The organism is Corallococcus sp. EGB (genome assembly GCF_019968905.1).
GTDB lineage: Bacteria > Myxococcota > Myxococcia > Myxococcales > Myxococcaceae > Corallococcus.
On sequence record NZ_CP079946.1, the window covers coordinates 8,485,821 to 8,503,244 of the forward strand.

13 protein-coding genes and 2 pseudogenes are annotated in these 17,424 nt (G+C 70.7%); 9 read left to right on the forward strand and 6 right to left on the reverse strand.

Going from position 1 to position 17,424, the window contains the following annotated elements:
* Positions 1–82: 82 nt before the first annotated feature.
* Both KYK13_RS34555 and KYK13_RS34560 read left to right on the forward strand, forming a co-directional pair.
* Entirely contained in the window at positions 83–796 is a 714-nt protein-coding gene (locus KYK13_RS34555) for a DUF4142 domain-containing protein (RefSeq protein ID WP_223638625.1), read from the forward strand.
* 78 nt (positions 797–874) lie between these two features.
* Positions 875–1,153 (forward strand): hypothetical protein, encoded by a 279-nt coding sequence (locus tag KYK13_RS34560; RefSeq protein ID WP_223638628.1) that lies wholly within the window; start codon positions 875–877, stop codon positions 1,151–1,153.
* Positions 1,154–1,208: 55 nt separating this feature from the next.
* Here the strand turns inward: KYK13_RS34560 and KYK13_RS34565 are convergent, their stop codons facing one another.
* Entirely contained in the window at positions 1,209–3,239 is a 2,031-nt protein-coding gene (locus KYK13_RS34565; RefSeq protein WP_223638631.1) for a S9 family peptidase, read from the reverse strand.
* Positions 3,240–3,422: 183 nt separating this feature from the next.
* Here KYK13_RS34565 and KYK13_RS34570 point away from each other — a divergent pair.
* Positions 3,423–3,986, forward strand: a pseudogene (locus KYK13_RS34570) (DsbA family protein); the annotation flags it as partial.
* Between the two features lie 4 nt (positions 3,987–3,990).
* On the opposite strand, the gene fliB reads toward KYK13_RS34570, so the two are convergent.
* Positions 3,991–5,244, reverse strand: coding sequence for a flagellin lysine-N-methylase (gene fliB / locus KYK13_RS34575; protein ID WP_223638634.1), 1,254 nt, complete (start codon positions 5,242–5,244; stop codon positions 3,991–3,993).
* Between the two features lie 10 nt (positions 5,245–5,254).
* Positions 5,255–8,875 (reverse strand): TIGR02266 family protein, encoded by a 3,621-nt coding sequence (locus KYK13_RS34580; RefSeq protein WP_223638637.1) that lies wholly within the window; start codon positions 8,873–8,875, stop codon positions 5,255–5,257.
* A gap of 179 nt (positions 8,876–9,054) precedes the next feature.
* On the opposite strand from KYK13_RS34580, the gene KYK13_RS34585 reads away from it, so the two are divergent.
* The 4 genes and pseudogenes from KYK13_RS34585 to KYK13_RS34600 all read left to right on the forward strand — a co-directional run bounded on the left by KYK13_RS34585 (position 9,055) and on the right by KYK13_RS34600 (position 12,533).
* Entirely contained in the window at positions 9,055–10,197 is a 1,143-nt protein-coding gene (locus KYK13_RS34585) for a hypothetical protein (protein WP_223638641.1), read from the forward strand.
* 122 nt (positions 10,198–10,319) lie between these two features.
* Positions 10,320–11,345, forward strand: coding sequence for an aldo/keto reductase (locus tag KYK13_RS34590; RefSeq protein WP_223638642.1), 1,026 nt, complete (start codon positions 10,320–10,322; stop codon positions 11,343–11,345).
* 87 nt (positions 11,346–11,432) lie between these two features.
* Positions 11,433–11,680, forward strand: a pseudogene (locus KYK13_RS34595) (aldo/keto reductase); the annotation flags it as partial.
* Between the two features lie 25 nt (positions 11,681–11,705).
* Positions 11,706–12,533: a helix-turn-helix transcriptional regulator gene (locus tag KYK13_RS34600; RefSeq protein WP_223638645.1), complete on the forward strand. Its 828-nt coding sequence runs from the start codon at positions 11,706–11,708 to the stop codon at positions 12,531–12,533.
* Between the two features lie 61 nt (positions 12,534–12,594).
* Here KYK13_RS34600 and KYK13_RS34605 read toward each other — a convergent pair whose 3' ends face one another.
* On the reverse strand, positions 12,595–13,110 hold the full coding sequence (locus KYK13_RS34605; protein WP_223638648.1) for a helix-turn-helix domain-containing protein: 516 nt from the start codon (positions 13,108–13,110) through the stop codon (positions 12,595–12,597).
* 96 nt (positions 13,111–13,206) lie between these two features.
* On the opposite strand from KYK13_RS34605, the gene KYK13_RS34610 reads away from it, so the two are divergent.
* Positions 13,207–13,866, forward strand: coding sequence for a glutathione S-transferase family protein (locus KYK13_RS34610; protein WP_223638651.1), 660 nt, complete (start codon positions 13,207–13,209; stop codon positions 13,864–13,866).
* Positions 13,867–13,890: 24 nt separating this feature from the next.
* Here the strand turns inward: KYK13_RS34610 and KYK13_RS34615 are convergent, their stop codons facing one another.
* Together KYK13_RS34615 and KYK13_RS38960 are read right to left on the reverse strand one after the other, a co-directional pair.
* Positions 13,891–14,538 carry a hypothetical protein gene (locus KYK13_RS34615; RefSeq protein WP_223638654.1) on the reverse strand — a complete coding sequence of 216 codons (648 nt, stop codon included), beginning with the start codon at positions 14,536–14,538 and terminating at the stop codon, positions 13,891–13,893.
* Between the two features lie 167 nt (positions 14,539–14,705).
* A complete protein-coding gene (locus KYK13_RS38960) occupies positions 14,706–15,956 on the reverse strand; it encodes a hypothetical protein (protein ID WP_255654094.1) in 1,251 nt (416 codons plus the stop codon).
* Positions 15,957–16,383: 427 nt separating this feature from the next.
* Between KYK13_RS38960 and KYK13_RS34625 the strand changes: the two genes are divergently transcribed.
* The gene (locus tag KYK13_RS34625; RefSeq protein ID WP_223638657.1) at positions 16,384–17,412 is read left to right on the forward strand and encodes a MoxR family ATPase; all 1,029 of its coding nucleotides are present in this window, start codon (positions 16,384–16,386) and stop codon (positions 17,410–17,412) included.
* Positions 17,413–17,424: the final 12 nt, after the last annotated feature.

Genomic DNA, 17,424 nt, shown 5'->3' on the forward strand with positions numbered 1-17,424 from the left:
TGCGCCGCGCGGATCCGGGGGTCACGGGTCCAACGACCTTGTCCCGCCTCACTTCCGAGGCCCTGAAAAGGAGCTGCACCTCATGAAGCGCACCCTGCACGGAGTCACCCTCGCCGCGGTCCTCTTCACCGGCGGCATCTCTCTGGCCCAGAACGCCACGTCCGCAAACCCGCCTCCCGGCAAGACGACCACCGCGAAGGGCATGCTGGACTTCAAGGGCTTCGAGGTCCCCGCGGAGCCGAAGGCCTTCCTGGAGCGCCTGCACTACATCAACCAGTCGGAGATCAAGCAGGCCAAGCTCGCGCAGCAGAACTCGCAGAACCCGGACGTGAAGTCCTACGCGGACATGATGATCAAGTCCCATACCGACGCGGACAAGAAGGTCACGGACTATGCGAAGACCCAGAACATGAAGCTGACGGAGATGCCCACCCCCGCCAACGACACGGAGAAGAAAGCCATGGCCGCGGACAAGGCGGACATGGAGAAGCTCCAGGCGCTGAAGGGCGCGCCGTTCGACTCGGCCTATATGGCCGGCCAGGTGGCCGCGCATGACGCCGCCATTGGCAAGGTGATGGCCGCCCAGCACGGCATGAACGCCACGGGCGAGCTGGCCACGATGCTCACCACCCTCACCAAGGAGCTGCCCCAGCACCGCGACATGGCCTACCAGACGCTGGGCAAGCTGAGTGAGGCCATGGGCGTGGGCGGCGGCGGCATGCAGGGCGGCACCATGGACCACGGCTCCATGGGCGGCTCGACGGGCACCACCGGCGGTGCGACGAAGACGAAGTAATGCAGCCGCGGTGAAGCATGGGGCGCCTCCTGGGAAGTACATTCCCGGGAGGCGTTTTCGCGTGCATGATGCCGCGTCATGTCACGACTGATTGCCCTGGCCGCCTGCGTCTCCGTGCTGCTCGTCACCGGCTGCTCCAACAACGCCGACGCCATCTGCGACTACCGCAAGGAGTGCTTCAACGCCGAGCTGGATACCGGCAAGTGCGCGGAGAAGATTGGCGCGTGGGAGGACGAGGTGAAGAGCGAGAAGGACACCCGCCGCAATCGCTCGGCGAACTGCGCGGAGTGCATCTCCGGCCGGAGCTGCTCGGAGGTCGCCGCCAACTGCATCCCGGAGTGCATCACCATTCCTTGATGCGCGCGGGAGCCCCTGGGGCCCGGCGCCCCAGGGGTCGTTGCTTCCGGAGGCGCTACTTGCGCGTCCAGCGGTCCAGCCAGCCCAGCACCTCGTCGTGCCACTGGATGCTGTTCTGCGGCTTGAGCACCCAGTGGTTCTCGTCCGGGAAGTACAGGAAGCGGGACGGGATGCCCCGGCGCTGGAGCGCGGTGAAGGTGGCGATGCCCTGCGTGTCCACCACGCGGTAGTCGCGGCCGCCGTGGATGACGAGCATGGGCGTCTTCCACTTCGCCACCTGGTTCACCGGGTTGAACTTCTCATACGTCTCCGGCTTCTCCCACGGCAGCGCCTTGTGCTCCCACTCGGGGAACCAGAGCTCCTCGGTGTCGTAGAAGGCGGCGCGCTCGTCGAAGATGCCGTCGTGGTTCACCAGGCACTGGAAGCCGTCCGCCCAGTTGCCGGCGATCCAGTTGATCATGTAGCCGCCGTAGCTGCCGCCCAGCGCGCACCGCTTCGTCTTGTGGATGAAGGGGTACTTCTGGAGCGCGGCGTTGAGGCCCTTCTGCAGGTCCTCCAGCGGCTTGCCGCCCCAGTCCCCCGCGATGGAGTCCGTGAAGGCCTGGCCGTAGCCGGTGGAGCCGTGGAAGTCGATCATCACCGCCACGTAGCCGCGGCCCGCGTACACCTGCGGGTTCCACCGGTAATGGAAGTGGTTGCCGAAGCTGCCCTGCGGCCCGCCGTGGATGAGGAAGGCCAGCGGGTACTGGCGCTTCGGGTCGAAGTCCACGGGCTTCACCACGTAGCCGTGCACCGTCTCGTTGTTCCAGCCCGGGAAGTCGAACTGCTCGAAGGCGCCGAACTTCATGCCCGCGAGCATGTCCTGGTTCACCTGGGTGAGCTGGCGCGCGCCGGTGCCGTCCGCCTTCATCGCGTACAGGTCCGCGGGCGAGTCCAGGTCATCCAGCGCGTAGACGACCTGGCCGTCCGCCGCGGGCTGGGCGCCGTCCGCGTTGCCCGCCTGCGTGAGGCGGCGCGGCTTGCCGCTGGCCACGTCCAGCGCGAACACCGCGTTCTGCCCCACGTCGTTGGCGGTGGTGTAGAGCGTGGCGCCGTCGTGGCTCCACGCGAGCGAGCCGGCGGAGCGGTCCCAGTCCTGGGTGAGCACGCGCTCCTGGCCGCCCGGCCACGTGCGCAGGATGACGCGGAAGCGGTCGGACTCGTAGCCGGGGCGGGACATGGCCACGTACGCGAGCGTCTTGCCGTCCGGGCTGAACACGGGGCTCGTGTCCGTGGCGCGGTTCTTCTCCGTGAGCTTGCGCGGCTTCGTCTTGCCGTCGGTGGGCGCGAAGAAGAGGTCCAGGTCGGTGGACCACGACTCGGTGGCGCCCACGTCGCGCGCGGCGAAGACGACGCCCTTGCCGTCCGGCGTGAAGGTGAACTCCTCCGCGCCGCCAAAGGGCTTGCTGGGCGCGTCCGCGTCCATGCCCTTCATCACGTCCACGGCCGTGCCGCCGGCCACCGGGACGACGAACAGGTGGGAGCGCGTGCCGTCGCGCCACGTGTCCCAGTGGCGGGCGAAGAGCTGATCATACGCGCGGCCGGTGGTCTTCTTCTTGGAGGCCTCCGCGGCGCGCTGCGTGTTGCACGCGAGGTCCGCGCAGTCCGGGCTCACGTCCAGCGCCACCGCCAGCTGCTGGCCATCGCGAGACAGCGCGAAGCTGTTCACGTCCAGCGGCAGCTTCGTGACGGCCAGCGGCTCACCGCCGTCCACGGGCAGGCGCCACACCTGGGAGGAGCCGCCGCGCGAGGACAGGAAGAAGAGGCTCTTGCCGTCCGGGGCCCAGACGGGGTCGCTGTCGCTGTCCGGATGGGAGGTGAGCTGGCGGGGGGCGGAGCCGTCCAGGTTGGCGAGCCACAGGTCGGTGCGCCCCCGGTTCGCCTCCAGGTCGGTGGAGCGCAGCACGTAGGCGACCTGGCGGCCGTCCGGCGAGACGCGCGGGCTGCTGAGCCGGCGCAGCGTGACCAGGTCCTGTTGATTGAACGGATGCGGCGCGGGCGCGGGGCTTGCGCCGAGCGCCAGGGCCGCGAAGAGCGACAGGGGCACGAGGAGGTTCCTCCGGAGAGATGGAACCCGGACCGTGCCCTCGGGAGGGCGGACTGTCCACCGATGGATGCGGGCCCTGCTGGAATGGTTGGAAGGCCCTGACGCGCGGTGCTACAGATTCAGCCCATGAGCGAAACCATCGTCGTCCACGTCTGGTCCGACTTCGTTTGACCCTGGTGTTACGTCGGCCTCGGTGAGGTCGAGAAGCTGAAGAAGGAATACGACGTCCAGGTGGAGTGGCACCCCTACTTCCTGCGCCCGGAGACGCCTCCGGAAGGGCTGCCGTTGCCCGAGTACGTGCGCCAGGGGATGAAGGACCCCAACAACCCGCTGAAGCTCCGCGCCGCCAAGGCCGGTCTGACCATGGTGCAACGGGACATCATCCCGTCCACGCGCCGCGCGCATGAAGCGGCGGAGTACGCGCGCGCCATGGGCAGGCTGGAGCCCTTCCAGGCCGCCATCCTGCGGCGCTACTGGAGTGAAGGTCATGACCTCTGGCAGTGGGACACGCTGCGGGCCGCGGGCGTGGAGGCCGGGGTGGATCCGGACGAACTCCAGCGCGCGGTGGAGGAGGGCCGGTACCGGCGGGTGGTGGAGGAGTCCGTGCGCGAGGCCCAGGAGATGGGCATCCGCGCGGTGCCCACCTTCATCCTGGGGGAAAAGCTGGCCATCCAGGGCGCGCATGAGTACCCGTCGTTCCAGCGGGCCATGCAGCAGTTGGGTGCGAAGCCGAAGAAGCAGGGCTGAGGCGCTACAGGCCCTTCACCAGGATGAGCAGCCGCGCGAAGGTCTCCGGACCTTCGCCGGCCAGGCCCCTGGCGAAGTCCAGGAACGTGGGCGCCTGCTCCACGTGCTTGGCGACGACCTGGAACGACTCCACGGCGGCGGCGTCCAGCGCGGCCACGGGCGTGCCGGGCGCGGCCAACAGCGCCACCACGGCGGGGTGCCCGAGCAGCACCCAGCGCGCCACGGAGGCGCGCAGCACGAGCAGGAACACGGCGTTCAGGAGGCTCTCGGCCTCGGTGAACGGGTGGCGCAGGACGTGGTTGAGCGCGTGGTGCAGGAAGTACTGGTGCACGCGCTCCCCGTGCAGGGACTCCAGGGCGGAGCGCCGGCCGGCGTGGAGCCGCCACGCGTCGTCGGGACGCGCGTCCGCGCCACCGTAGGACGCGCGCACGTCGCTCATGAGCGAGAGGAAGCGCGGGCTGCTGACCGCGGCTTCGCGTGAGCGGAGCACGGCGGCGCAGATGCCGGCCCACGGGCCTCCGGGCAGCTCCAGCGCATCGAGCTGCGCGCGCAGGGACGTGAGGGTGTCCGCGGAGTCATACTCACGAAGGATGCTCGCGAGCCGCTCCGAATCTGCTGGTCCGAACGCCGCCGTCCCCGGGAAGTAGAAGCCGCCCAGGTCCAGCGCCATGCGGCCCAGCGCGAACAGGCGCGCGGCGAACGGGGCTTCGCGCCGGCTCAGGAGCCGCAGCATCGCTTCGCGCACGGCGTCCGCGTGGGCCGTCCACGCGTCGTCCCCCGCCGCCACCTGCCTCGCGACCTGGGGACGCAGGGCCTGCTCCTCGGGCACGGGCTCGCGCACCAGCGCGTCCTCCGCCAGCAGGCACAGGCGCGCGGTCTCCGGACACGCGAGCGACCCGGCCATCTCCACCTGTGCGCCCCAGCGCGTGAGGACTCGCGGGAAGACGGAGCAGCCGTCCGGCAACACGGGCTCACCGTACCGGCGCTGGAGCGAGCACAGCTTCGCTTCGTCCAGGAAGGCGCAGTGTCCGTCCGCGCGCTTGCCCAGGATGCCGGCCTGCTGGCCCGTGGCCCCGTCCGGGTTCGGAGCAATCAGCGCCGCGACGCGCGCTTCGTCCGGCGTGCCCGCGACCTTCTGGCGCAGCAGGCTCCAGCGCGGCTCGCTGATGGGCACCGTGAGCCCGGCGCAGCAGGTGTCCTCGCACGCCTCCGCGATGCAGCGGAAGCGCGCCATGTAGCGAGGGGCGGAGGCGGTCATGGGCCCCAGTCTACTTGCGGCCCAGGGCCTTCTTCACGAAGCCCCAGAAGCGGCCCGCGCGGTCCTTGAGGTCCGCGCCCCGGCGCTCCTCGGCGGCGTTCACCGCCTCCTTGCTGACCTGGAGCTGCTTCTGGAGCTCCTCCGGCGAGTAGCGCGTGGCGAGCGTCGCCTTCACTTCCTTGCGCGTCGAATACTCACGCGCCTCCACGTGCAGCACGCATTCGGAGTCGAGCTTCAGCGTCACGGCCACGCGCACGGAGCCCTTGGGCCCGCGCGGCAGGCCCTCCATGCGCACCGTGCCCAGGTATTCGTTGGCGGAGATGTGGTTGTCCTCGCCCTGGAAGATGGACAGCTCCATCCGCTCTTCGTTGTCCTGCGACGTGCTGATGGCGAACGAGCGCTGCGTGGGCAGCGGGCTGTTGCGCTCGATGACGCGCTTGAAGCCGCCGCCGGGCATGGCCACGCCGATGGTCATGGGCAACACGTCGATGAGCACCACGCTGCTCACCTTGTCCACCGAGCCCGAGTACAGCGCCGCGCCCAGCGCCACGGCCTCGTCCGCGTTGACGCTCGCCTGCGCGTTCTTGCCGAACAGCCCCTTGAGCTTGTCGCGCACCAGCGGCATGCGGCTCATGCCGCCCACCAGGATGATGTCGTCCACCTCCGAGGCCTTCAGCTTGGAGTCCAGCAGCACGTCGCGCACCACGTCGACGGTGCGGTTGAGCAGCGGGTCGCAGATCTTCTCCAGCTCCTGCCGCGTCATCGTCACGCGCAGGTCCCTCGGGCGGCCCGCGTCGTCCATCATCAGCATGGGGATGTGGACCTCGAAGGTGCTGCGCTCGGACAGCGCCATCTTCGCGCGCTCGGCGGCGTCGCCCACGCGCGACAGCGCGATGCCGTCCCCGTTGAACGCGATGCCTTCCTTCTCCTGGAAGCGCTCCAGCAGGAAGTCGACGATGAGGTTGTCGAAGTCGATACCGCCCAGGAAGATGTCGCCGCCGGTGCCCAGCACCTCGAAGACGTTCTTCTCGATGCGCAGGATGGTCGCGTCGAAGGTACCGCCGCCCAGGTCGTAGACGAGCACCTTCTTGTTGAGCTCGCGGTTGAGGCCGTATGCGAGCGCCGCGGACGTGGGCTCGTTGAGGATGCGCTCCACCTTGAGGCCGGCCATCGCGCCCGCCTTGCGGACCGCTTCACGCTGGGGCTCGGAGTAGTAGGCCGGCACCGTCACCACGGCGCGCTCCACCTTCTGGTTGAGGTGGGATTCGGCCATCTCCTTGCACTCGCGCAGGATGATGCCCTGCACCTCTTCCAGCGACAGCACGTCGTTGCCCAGGCGCACGGCGGCGCGGCCCGCGGCGTCGGGGGTGATTTCGTAGTGGAAGCGCTCGCGCACCTGCTTCACCACGGCGCTGTCGTAGGGACGGCCCACCAGGCGCTTCGCGCCGTAGATGGTCTGCGTGGGCCGCAGGACCAGCTGGTTCTTCGCGCGGTGGCTGACGAGCAGCTTGTTCTGCGCGCTCAGCGAGATGACGGACGGGATGGTGTTGTAGCCCTCGCGCGAGCGGAGCACGACGGGCCGGCCGTTGGTCAGGAGCGCCACGCAGGAGTTCGTGGTGCCCAGGTCGATGCCGATGACCGGCCCCGTGCCGGACAGCGGCTGCTGTGGCGGCGTGAGGTAGATGGGCCGCACCTGGCCGTTGGCATCCAGGGGGGCCGGCGCGGCGGGCACCGGCGCGGCGGCGGGCGCGAGCATCGCGGGGGCGCTCGGCGCGGCGGGCGCGGACGGGGCCTGGCGCACGGAGGGAGGCAGCGCGCTCGGCTGCGGCGGCGGGGCCACGGGCCGGGGACGCCCCGGGGAGGACACGGGCTCGCGCGCCAGCTCCAGCGGCCCGTCGTCGTCCACGGACAGGTCCAGGTCGAACTCAGTGCTGCCACCGGAGGAGCGCGGCGGCGCGGGCGGCTGCGGCGGCGCGGGCGGCACCGCGCGGCCCCAGGACGATGCCGGCTCCAGGGCGAGGTCGGGCGCGCGGCCCGCCGTGGGGCCAGGCGCCGCGGGACGATTGGCGAAGGAGCCGGGCTCCAACGGCAGCTCACCGGGAGCACGCGCGGCAGGACGCCCCGCCACGGATCCGGGCTCACGGCCCAGGCCCGGCACAGCAGCACGGCCCGCGGATCCGGGCTCCAGTCCGAGACCCGGCGCGGCCGGGCGACCGGCGGAGGAGCGCGGCTCAAGCCCCAGGCCTGGCGCGGCACGGCCCGCGGATCCGGGCTCCAGTCCCAATCCAGGCGCGGCACGGCCCGCGGCGGAGCCGGGCTCACGCCCCAGTCCCGGCGCACGGCCCGCTGCGGACCCGGGCTCACGCCCCAGTCCCGGCGCACGGCCCGCTGCGGACCCGGGCTCGCGGCCCAGTCCCGGCGCGGCGGCACGGCCGGGCGAGGACGCCGGCTCACGCCCCAGCGGCGGACGCTGACGGCCCGACGACTTGGGCTCGTGCGCCAGCTCCAGCGGGTTGTCGTCCAGTGACGACAGGTCGAAGTCGAACTCGGTGCTGCCGCCGGAGGACGGAGCGGGGGCCGGCGGCGCGGGCGGCTTCACCGCGGGCGGAGGGGGCGGAGGGGCCGCGCGCTGCACGGGCGCCGGAGGCACCGGCGCGGCGCGAGGTGGCGGCGCGGACTCGAAGGCATCCGAGAAATCCAGCTCGAACCCACCCGCGTCGCCCGCGCCCGAAGCCGCGCTGTCCTCGACGGAGAGGCCCACTTCGATGGGCACCTCTTCCAGCGCCTGGCCCATGGCGATGGGCGCGTCCACGCTCGGAGGCTCGAGCTCGAAGTCGAGCCCGGGCAGCGGTTCATCATCGCCCGACAGCACGCCCTGCACGGCGGGCGGAGGCGTGCCCGCGATGAGCTCGTCCAGCGGGATGTCCACGTCGTTGGCGGAGTCCGCCTCCGCCAGGCCCAGCGCCTCGTCCGGAGTCCCCAGCGAGAACGGCTCATCCGCGCCGCCCAGGGACAGCGGCTCGTCCACCGCGAGCGCGGGGCTGGACGGTGCATCCAGGTCGTCGAACAGGGAGTCGAGCGCGGCCCCACCCGAGGCGGGACGCGCGGGCGCGGCAGGCGGCGCGACAGCGGCGGGACGCGCGGGGACGGCGGCGGGCCGGGGCGCGGCAGCGACAGGGACCGGCGCGGCCACGGGCGGACGCACGGGCGCGATGCCCGGCGCGGCCAACGGCGCGATGCCCGGCGCCACGACCGGCGCGATGGAAGGCAGCGGCGCGGCGACCGGCGCGGCTCCGCCCGCCTTGCGCTGGAGCATCATGTCCACGAGCGCGCGGCTCGCGGTGTCCAGCTCCTGGAACTGCAACCCCATGCCCGGAGGTCCCGCGGGGTCGTTCAGCTCGCGCACCCAGCGCACCGTCGCGGTGCCCTGGAGCACGCGCACGCCGTTGGCGATCTGCACCTCGAAGCGCACGGGCGTGCCCACCGCCTGCGGCGTGCGCGAGCGGATGAACATGCCCCCAGGGCTGATGTTGGTGGCGAACTCCTCGGTGAAGCTCCCCACGGACTCATGCTTGAGCTTCACCAACAGACCGACCGACTTGCGGTCCGAGGTACGCCGACCTTGATCCATGGTTCGGCACTGTCGCGTCCGGGGGCCATTCCCTCAAGTAGGTTCTGCCCCCCTGCCCGTCCGGCAGGTGCTCGTTCGAGACCTCCAGGTGCGCGTCTGACTTACCTGTATGTCCCCGCTATCCTGGACCTTCGCTGCTCCAAGGAAGCAGTCCGGGTTTCCCGGACGGGAGTCCTCCGATGAACGCGGTCCCCCATGTCGCTCCGGTTCCGCTGCATGCGCGGTGGTTGGTGGACCGGCGGCACGACCTGCGCTCCACGGTCGGGGGCCTGGGCGCGAGCCTGGCGCTGATGGCGCTGCACGTGCTGGGCGGCGTGAGCGGGCCGCCGCTGTGGTGGGCGTGGGTGTTGCTCCTGGACGGGCCGCACCTCTTCGCGACGGTGTCGCGCACGTACCTGGACGCCCGTGAGCGGAGGACGCGGGCGCGGCTGCTCTGGGGCAGCCTGGGCTGGTTCGCGGCGGGGCCGACGGTGTTCGCGGTGTCGGTGCTGGCCGGGCAGCGCTGGCCGTTCGCGGTGTTCGTGACGCTGGCGGCGCTGTGGGCGTACTGGCACGTGGTGCGGCAGCACTACGGCATCATGGTGCTCTACCAGCGCAAGGCCGGGGAGCAGGACGCGTGGGACCGGCGGCTGGACAGCGTGACCCTGTACGTGGGGCTGCTGGCGCCGTTCGTGGCGTTCGCGCTGACACATCCGGGGGCCCGGCGCCGGTTGGGACTGATGGCGGAGCCCACCTGGGAGGCCGGCGTGGCGCACGCGTGCTTCGCGCTGGTGCTCGCGGTGGTGGGGGTGCTGGCGGCCCGGCAGGTGTGGCGGTGGCGCCGGAGGCTGGGGGTGAACGGGCCGAAGCTGCTGATGCTCGGCGCGGCGCTGGGGCTGACGTCGCTGGTGTTCTGGCCGTCGGTGTCGCGGCGGATGGACTTCCTGATGTTCACCGTGGCGGTGACGGCGTTCCACAACGTGCAGTACCACGGCATCGTCTGGTTCTTTCACCGCAACCGCTACCACGCGCAAGGCGTGGACCCATCCGCGTTCGGGTGGGCACCGAAGGTGAGCCAGCGCTTCATCGTCTACGCCCTCTGCGGGCTCGCCTTCACGCTGGCGTACCGGGCATTGGGCTGCGGCATGGGCGTGCACCCGGGCTGCGGCGCGTTCGACGCGAAGGTGGCGCTGGGCGGCGCGGGGCTCACGCTGCGCGACCTGATGGAAGGCTTCATCTGGGGCTTCGCGCTGCACCACTACTTCCTGGACCAGTACATCTGGCGCGTGCGCAAGGACGCGGGGCTGAACCAGGACCTCAAGCTGGGCACGGCGACGGCTTAGCCTGGTGGTGACAGTCCCAGGATAAGGTCTCCCTCTGGCAACCCTTCACGCCGGTCGCATCATGAGCGCCGTGAGCAGGGCCGACCGGGGCATCCGGTGGCCTGCGTGAGGGAGCACTTCGCATGCGTTATCGGCTGTTCGGCCGCACGGGCCTTTACGTCTCGGAACTCTGTTTCGGAGCAATGACCTTCGGCGGGAAGGGCTTCTACGAGCCCATTGGTAGGACGGCCCAGGCCGAGGCCGACCAGCTCGTGTCCATCTCGCTCGAGAGCGGCATCAACTTCTTCGACACCGCTGACGTCTACTCCGAGGGCGAGTCCGAGAAGATCCTCGGCAAGGCCCTCGGCGCGCGCCGCAAGGATGTCGTGCTCGCCACGAAGGTGCGCGGCAAGGTCGGCCCGGGCCCGAACCAGCAGGGCCTCTCCCGCGCTCACATCATGAGCTCCATCGAGGGCAGCCTGAAGCGCCTCGGGACCGACTGGGTCGACCTCTACCAGATCCACGGCTTCGACCCGGTGACCCCCTTCGACGAGACCCTGCGCGCCCTCGACGACGTGATCCGCTCAGGCAAGGTGCGTTACGTCGGCTGCTCGAATCTCGCGGCATGGCAGCTCGCCAAGGCCAATGGCATCGCGGCGCGCCAGGGTTGGACCCGCTTCGAGTCATTGCAAGCCCACTACACGATCGCCACCCGCGATCTCGAACGCGAGCTCGTGCCTCTGCTGAACGACGCGCAGATGGGGCTCATGGTGTGGAGCCCGCTCTCCGGGGGCCTGCTGTCCGGAAAGCAGGGTCGTGACGGCAAAGGCCCTGACGGCTCGCGCCGGGCCAGCTTCGACTTCCCGCCCGTCAACAAGGACCGCGCCTTCGACTGCATCGACGCGATGCGGAAGATTGGCGACGCCAGGGGAGCGAGCGTCGCATGCGTCGCGCTTGCGTGGCTGCTCGCGAGGCCCCACGTCTCCGCGATCATCGTCGGCGCGAAGAACGAGGAGCAGCTCAGGGACAACCTGAAGGCGAGCGACTTCGTGCTCGACCCCGCCGAACTCGCCGAGCTCGACAAGGTGAGCGCACTGCCCGCCGAGTACCCAGGCTGGATGATCGATTTCCTGGGCAACCTGGGCAGGGCGCCGAAGAACGCTCGCTGACGTCGACTGTTGCCGGCTGGAAGGCCTTCGAGCGGTCAATAACCAGCGAGGATGATGATGCAGGAGCGCAAGCTTGGACGGGGCTTCGTGAGGGCGTTGCAGAGCGAATGCTCGCTCTGGACGCGAGAGCATGAGGCCGAAATCATTCCGACTCTGGAAAAGCTGGGCATCGGGCTGATGCCCTACAGCCCCCTTGGGAAGGACTTTCTGACCGGCAAGATGGACGCCAGCACGCCGTTGGCGACGACAAGCGAGCCACGCCGGCCCAGATTGCGCTTGCCTGGGTGCTGGCCCAGAAGCCTTGGTTCGTTCCAATCCCTGGCACGATGACGCTCTCAGGGTCGCGCTAGACTGCGGCCCGTGACTGCCGCCCCCCTGTCGTCTCCGCGCTCCGAGCTGGGGCACTTTCTCCGGACGCGCCGGGCGCGGCTGCGGCCGTCCGATGTGGGGCTGCCCGAGGGCGTGCGGCGGCGCACGCCGGGGCTGCGGCGCGAGGAGGTCGCGCAGCTCGCCGCCGTGGGGGTGAGTTGGTACACGTGGCTCGAGCAGGGGCGCGACATCCAGGTTTCGGAGGCGATGCTCGAGCGACTTTCGAGCGCGCTGCGCCTCGATGCGGCGGAACGTTCGTACCTGTTCGAGCTTGCCCAAGGTCGCTCGCCCCGTCCGGTTGCCGCAACGCCGCCGATCGTGAGCCCCCTGCTCGCACACACGATCGAGGCGCATCGTCATCCGGCGGTTGTCTCGACCGTGCGCTGGGACGTCGTCGCAATGAACGGGCCCGCGCTGAAGCTTTGGGGTGATCAGCGTGGCACGAATGCCCTGCGGAACACCTTCCTCGGCAAGGTACCGCCGCTCGCCACGGTGGAGCGCGAGGCACACGCCCGAAACCTCGTTGCGCGCTTTCGCGCGGAAGCCGCGCGCGCGGGTGCCCATGAGCAGTTCCAGGAGCTTGCGGACGAGCTGATGGCGAAGAGCCCCGAGTTCCGCCGGCTCTGGACGCAGCATGACCTGCATGCCGAACCCGAGGGCATGAAGGTCGTCGACCTCCCCGGAACCGGCCGCATCGAGCTCGCGCACGTGACGCTGATGCACATCGAGCCGGATGCACGCGCTCTTCGAGTCCTCTTCTATTCTCCCGCCGGCCCCGAGAGCGCGCAGCGGATGGCGCGTGCTCTCGCAGAACGTTGAAAGCACGAGGGACGTGCTGCGCTGCGTGGACGGATGCCATCGCCTCCAAGGGTGCAGGCCGTCAGCGCTCCTGGGCTCGAGCGCGACGGGCCTTGCGCGCCATGGCCTTCTCATAGGTGGCCTGCAACTCCTGAAACACCGAGCGCGCCGGGCGTGGCGCGTTCAGGTGCAGGTGGCGCAGCTCCTCCATGAACGCGTCCCAGAGTGGCGGGCCGCCCTGCTCCAGCAGCTCCGCGCGCACGGACAGCTCCTCGCTCGGGCGCGTGTGCCGGCGGCCCCAGGCCCCCATGTGCGAAAGCAGGGGCACCAGCTGGATGGACGCCTCCGTGAGGCTGTAGATGCCCTTCTGCCGGTGGTTCGGATCCTGACGTCGCGCCAGCAGGCCGGACGCGGTCAGGCGCTTCAACCGGTCCGCGAGGATGTTGGACGCGATGCCCTCCTCGCTCTGCTCCAGCAGCTCGCCGTAGGTGCGCCGGTTCCCGAACATGACGTCGCGGATGACGATCAGGCTCCAACGGTCGCCAAGCTGTTCGAGCGTCAGGTTGATGGGACAGCCGGAGCGCCCTTGCTGCGTCATGCCCGTCCTTTCGGGTTACCACTTGCAGCATGCAAGCAGTCTGGGTACGGTTCAACCACTTGCAATCAACAAGTGGTTGGACGGAAAGGTTCCACGATGTCGCTCGCGCTCTACGGTCATCCCTTTTCCTCGTACACGCAGAAGGTGCTCATCGCGTTGTATGAGAACGGCACGCCCTTCGAGTTCCGCTGTATCGGGCCAGACACGCCCCAGCACTCGGCCGAATGGTTGCGCCGCTGGCCGCTGCGCAAGTTCCCCATGCTGCTGGATGGCGAGCGCGACATCGTCGAGACGAGCATCATCATCGAGTACCTCCAGCTCATGCACCCCGGGCCCGTGCGTCTGCTGCCGACGGCTCCGAAGGCCGCGCTGGACGTGCGGTTCCTCGACCGCTTCTTCGACCTGTACATCATGAACGCGGCCCAGCACGCCGTGGACGGCGCGCTGACGGGGGACGCCACCAAGCGCAAGGACGGCATGGCCATGGCCGTGGAGAAGCTGGAGCGCGCCTATGGGTGGCTCGAAGGACAGCTGGCCGGACGCACCTGGGCCGCGGGCGAGGACTTCACGCTGGCGGACTGCGCGGCCGCGCCCTCCCTCTTCTACGCGGACTGGACGCACCGCATCTCCGAGTCCTATCCCCAACTGCGCGCCTACCGCTCGCGGCTGCTGGCGCGTCCGTCCTTCGCCCGCGCGGTGGAAGAGGCGCGGCAGTACCGGCCCCTCTTCCCCCTGGGCGCGCCGGACCGGGACTGAAGCTCCGAACGAGCGGCGTGGCCTTCACGGCGACGTGGGAGCAGGGGCTGCGCGGATGACGACCTTGCCGAAGACGCCTCCGCGCTCGGACCGCTCGAACGCCTCCGTGGGTGGCGGGAGGAGCTCTCCGGCCTGGAGCTTCCCCGCGAGCTCCCGGGCGGACGGCTTCGTGACGAGCACCAGCTCCTTCTGACGACGGAAGGGGCCGAGCAGCGAGGAGGACATGAGCGACAGCGGGGACGGCTCGAACCCCACGTACCTGCCGCGAGGCGTGAGGAGGTTACGCGCCTCGACGAAGGACAGCTTCGTGCTCAGGTCGAAGACGACGTCGAACCGCTCGCCGAGCATCGAGAGCGGCCCGGCGCGGAAGTCGTGGACCACCGGGGCACCGTACTGCCGCGCCGTGGCCAGACCGGCGGCGGAGGTGACGGCGGTGACGTGCGCGCCACGCGACCGGGCGGGTTGGATCAACATGAGCCACACACCGCCCGTGGCGCCGTTGACGAGGATGCGCTCTCCAGGAGCGACGCGCGCGACGTCACGCAGGGCCTGGAGCGCCGCGAGCCCCACCACCGAGGCCGCCGCGGCCCCGACGTCGTCGAGCCCTGGCGGAACCCTGGCGACGGGGGTCGCCGCGACCGTGATGAACTCGGCGAGCGTTCCCTCACACATGCCTCCGGGGAAGCCGAACACGCGGTCTCCGACCGAGAAGCCGTCGACGCCCGCCCCACCTCATCGACGACACCGGCGAAGGATGCACGCATGGGTCCGCGGACTCGTGCACGACGCGGTACGCGCCGTGGGCCTGGCGACCGCGTAGGCCCACGGCTCCGTCAGGTTCAGGGCGTCACGAGGCGCAGGAACGCATCCTGGTTCCACGTGTCGCCCGCGCCGTCGCGCTGCCAGCCGGACACCACCAGCCCGGAGCCCGGCGCCGCCACCAGCGCCGTCGTCGCCAGCGAGCAGGTGCTGCTCTGGCACGCCTTGGGGGCCAGCGTCTTCGTGCCCAGCAGCGCGCCGTCCGCCGCGTAGCGGGTGAGCGTGTTGCCGCACGCCGCCGCCACCGGGCCCGCGGGCTCCACCGCCGCCACCGTACCCACGGACGCCGTGCCGCACGTGGGCTGCCTCACCCAGCGCTCCTGACCGTCCGCCGCCGCCGTCAGCACGAACGGGCCGCCCTCATCCAGCGCGACGCCGTTCCACATCAGCAGGCCCACGGCCTCACCCGCCACCGCGACCGTGCCGTCCGCGCCCACCGACACGGAGCCCACGCGCCCGTTCACGCCCGGCACCTCGCGGCCCCACGCGAGCGTCCCGTCCGCGCCGAACGCCAACACCACGAAGCCCCCCGTGCCCCGCGCGTCGAACGTGCGCCCGTCCACCGTCACCGGCCCCACCAGCCGCCCGGCCACCACCGACGTGCCCGTCCCCGACAGCGCCACCGCCGACAGCAGCGTGCCCTCCTTCGCGCCGTCGAACGTCTTCGTCCAGCTCACCTTGCCGTCCGCCGCGTAGCGCACCAACCGGGGCGTGTGGACCTCCGGCGTCCACTCCTCGCCCAGCGCCACCACGCCGCCCGCCGCGTCCGCCGCCACCGCGTAGACCTTCTGGCCCACGCGGCGCTGCCACTCGGGAGCGCCCGCCTGTGAGAACTTCACCAGGAAGCCGTCCTGCGCCTCGCCCAGGCCGAAGTCCGCCGAGTACAGGAACGCGTTGCCGGACAGGAACACCGCGCCGTCAGCTCCCGTGGAGCCCGCCACGCGCAGGTCCGACAGGCGGTTGCGCTCGAACTCCTTCGCCCACCGCTTCGCGCCGTCCGCCGAGTAGCGGGACAGCGTCAGCACCAACCGCTCCCCCTCCACCTGCTCGCGGTCCTCGTCCGAGCGCGGCGTGCCGGACGTCACCCAGAGCACATCTCCGCCCCGCCCCACGGCCACGCTCGCGCCCGTGTCGTCCTGCGGGCCGCCCTGCGTGAGCGACCAGAGGCTGGCCGCCGGGGTCGCGGGCCGGGGCGCCTCCGCCGAGGGAGCCTGCGTAGGCGCCTGGGTCCCGGCCGAGGGAGCCGCCGTCTCCGGGGCCGGGAGGGGCACGGACTCCGGGGCTTCCTCACCGCCCGTCACATCCCCAGCTTCGTCTGCCAGAGCACCACCGCATGCAGCGCCAGCCAGCCCGAAGAGTCCCGCGCCCAGAAGTGCCCACCCGCCCCAGATGACTCGCCGTGCTGAACGCATGCCGTGCTCCCATGCCTGCCCTGCCCCATCGCAGGTGCCTTGGGAACGTAAGCAGTGTGTCCGCGGTGCGGCATTCCCCCCTCCCCATGGGGGCCTGAAGCAGGCCGGGGGGCGGACGGGGGGCCGGGCGCGGGGCCGGGTGGACCCGCATGCGGCCCGTATGCGTCACGGGGGTGTCCGGCACGGAATACCGGCGGTCTGGAACGGTTGGCACCCCACGCTCGGGGCCCCAGGGCGACGGAAACCGTTGGTCCGCCCCCGCCGCGCCGATTAAGAGAACCCTTCCATGGAAAGCGCCGCCCCCGCCCCTCTCCCCCCGTCCGACGCCACTCCCGAGGACCTGCGCGCCGTCGAGGAGCTTGCCCAGGCCCGCAGCGCCATCGTCGAGCAGATTGAAAAGCGCGTCGTCGGCCAGCGGGACGTGGTGGAGCACCTGCTGATTTCGCTCTTCAGCCGCGGCCACTGCCTCTTCGTGGGCGTGCCGGGCCTGGCGAAGACGCTGCTCATCTCCACCCTGGCGGACGTGCTCAACCTGTCCTTCAACCGCATCCAGTTCACGCCGGACCTGATGCCGTCCGACATCACCGGCACGGACATCCTGGAGGAGGACAAGACGACGGGCCGCCGCTCCTTCCGCTTCATGCAGGGCCCGCTGTTCGCGAACATCATCCTCGCGGACGAGGTGAACCGCACGCCGCCCAAGACGCAGGCCGCGCTGCTCCAGGCCATGCAGGAGTACCGCGTCACCGCCGGCGGCCGCACGTACCCGCTGGAGCTGCCCTTCCTCGTCTTCGCGACGCAGAACCCCATTGAACAGGAGGGCACCTATCCCCTCCCCGAGGCGCAGCTGGACCGCTTCATGTTCCTGGTGGACGTGGGCTACCCCACCGCCGAGGAGGAGGTGCAGATCGTCAAGAGCACCACCGCCGGCGCGCCGCCGAAGCTGGAGAAGATCCTCTCCCCCGAGCGCATCCTGGCCCTGCAGGAGCTGGTGCGCCGCGTGCCGGTGCCGGACCACGTGGTGCGCTTCGCGGTGGAGCTGGTGCGCAACACGCGTCCCAAGGAAGCGGGCGTGCCGGACTTCGTGGCGAAGAACGTGTCGTGGGGCGCGGGGCCTCGCGCGAGCCAGTACCTGGTGCTCGCGGCCAAGGCGCGCGCCATCCTCAACGGCCGCTTCGTGGCCACGGTGGAGGACGTGCGCGCGCTGGCGAGGCCCGTGCTGCGCCACCGCGTGCTGCCCAACTTCACCGCGGAGAGCGATGGCATCACGTCCGTGAAGCTCGTTGATCAGCTCCTCACGGTGGTGAAGGGCTAGGCGCTCTCCATC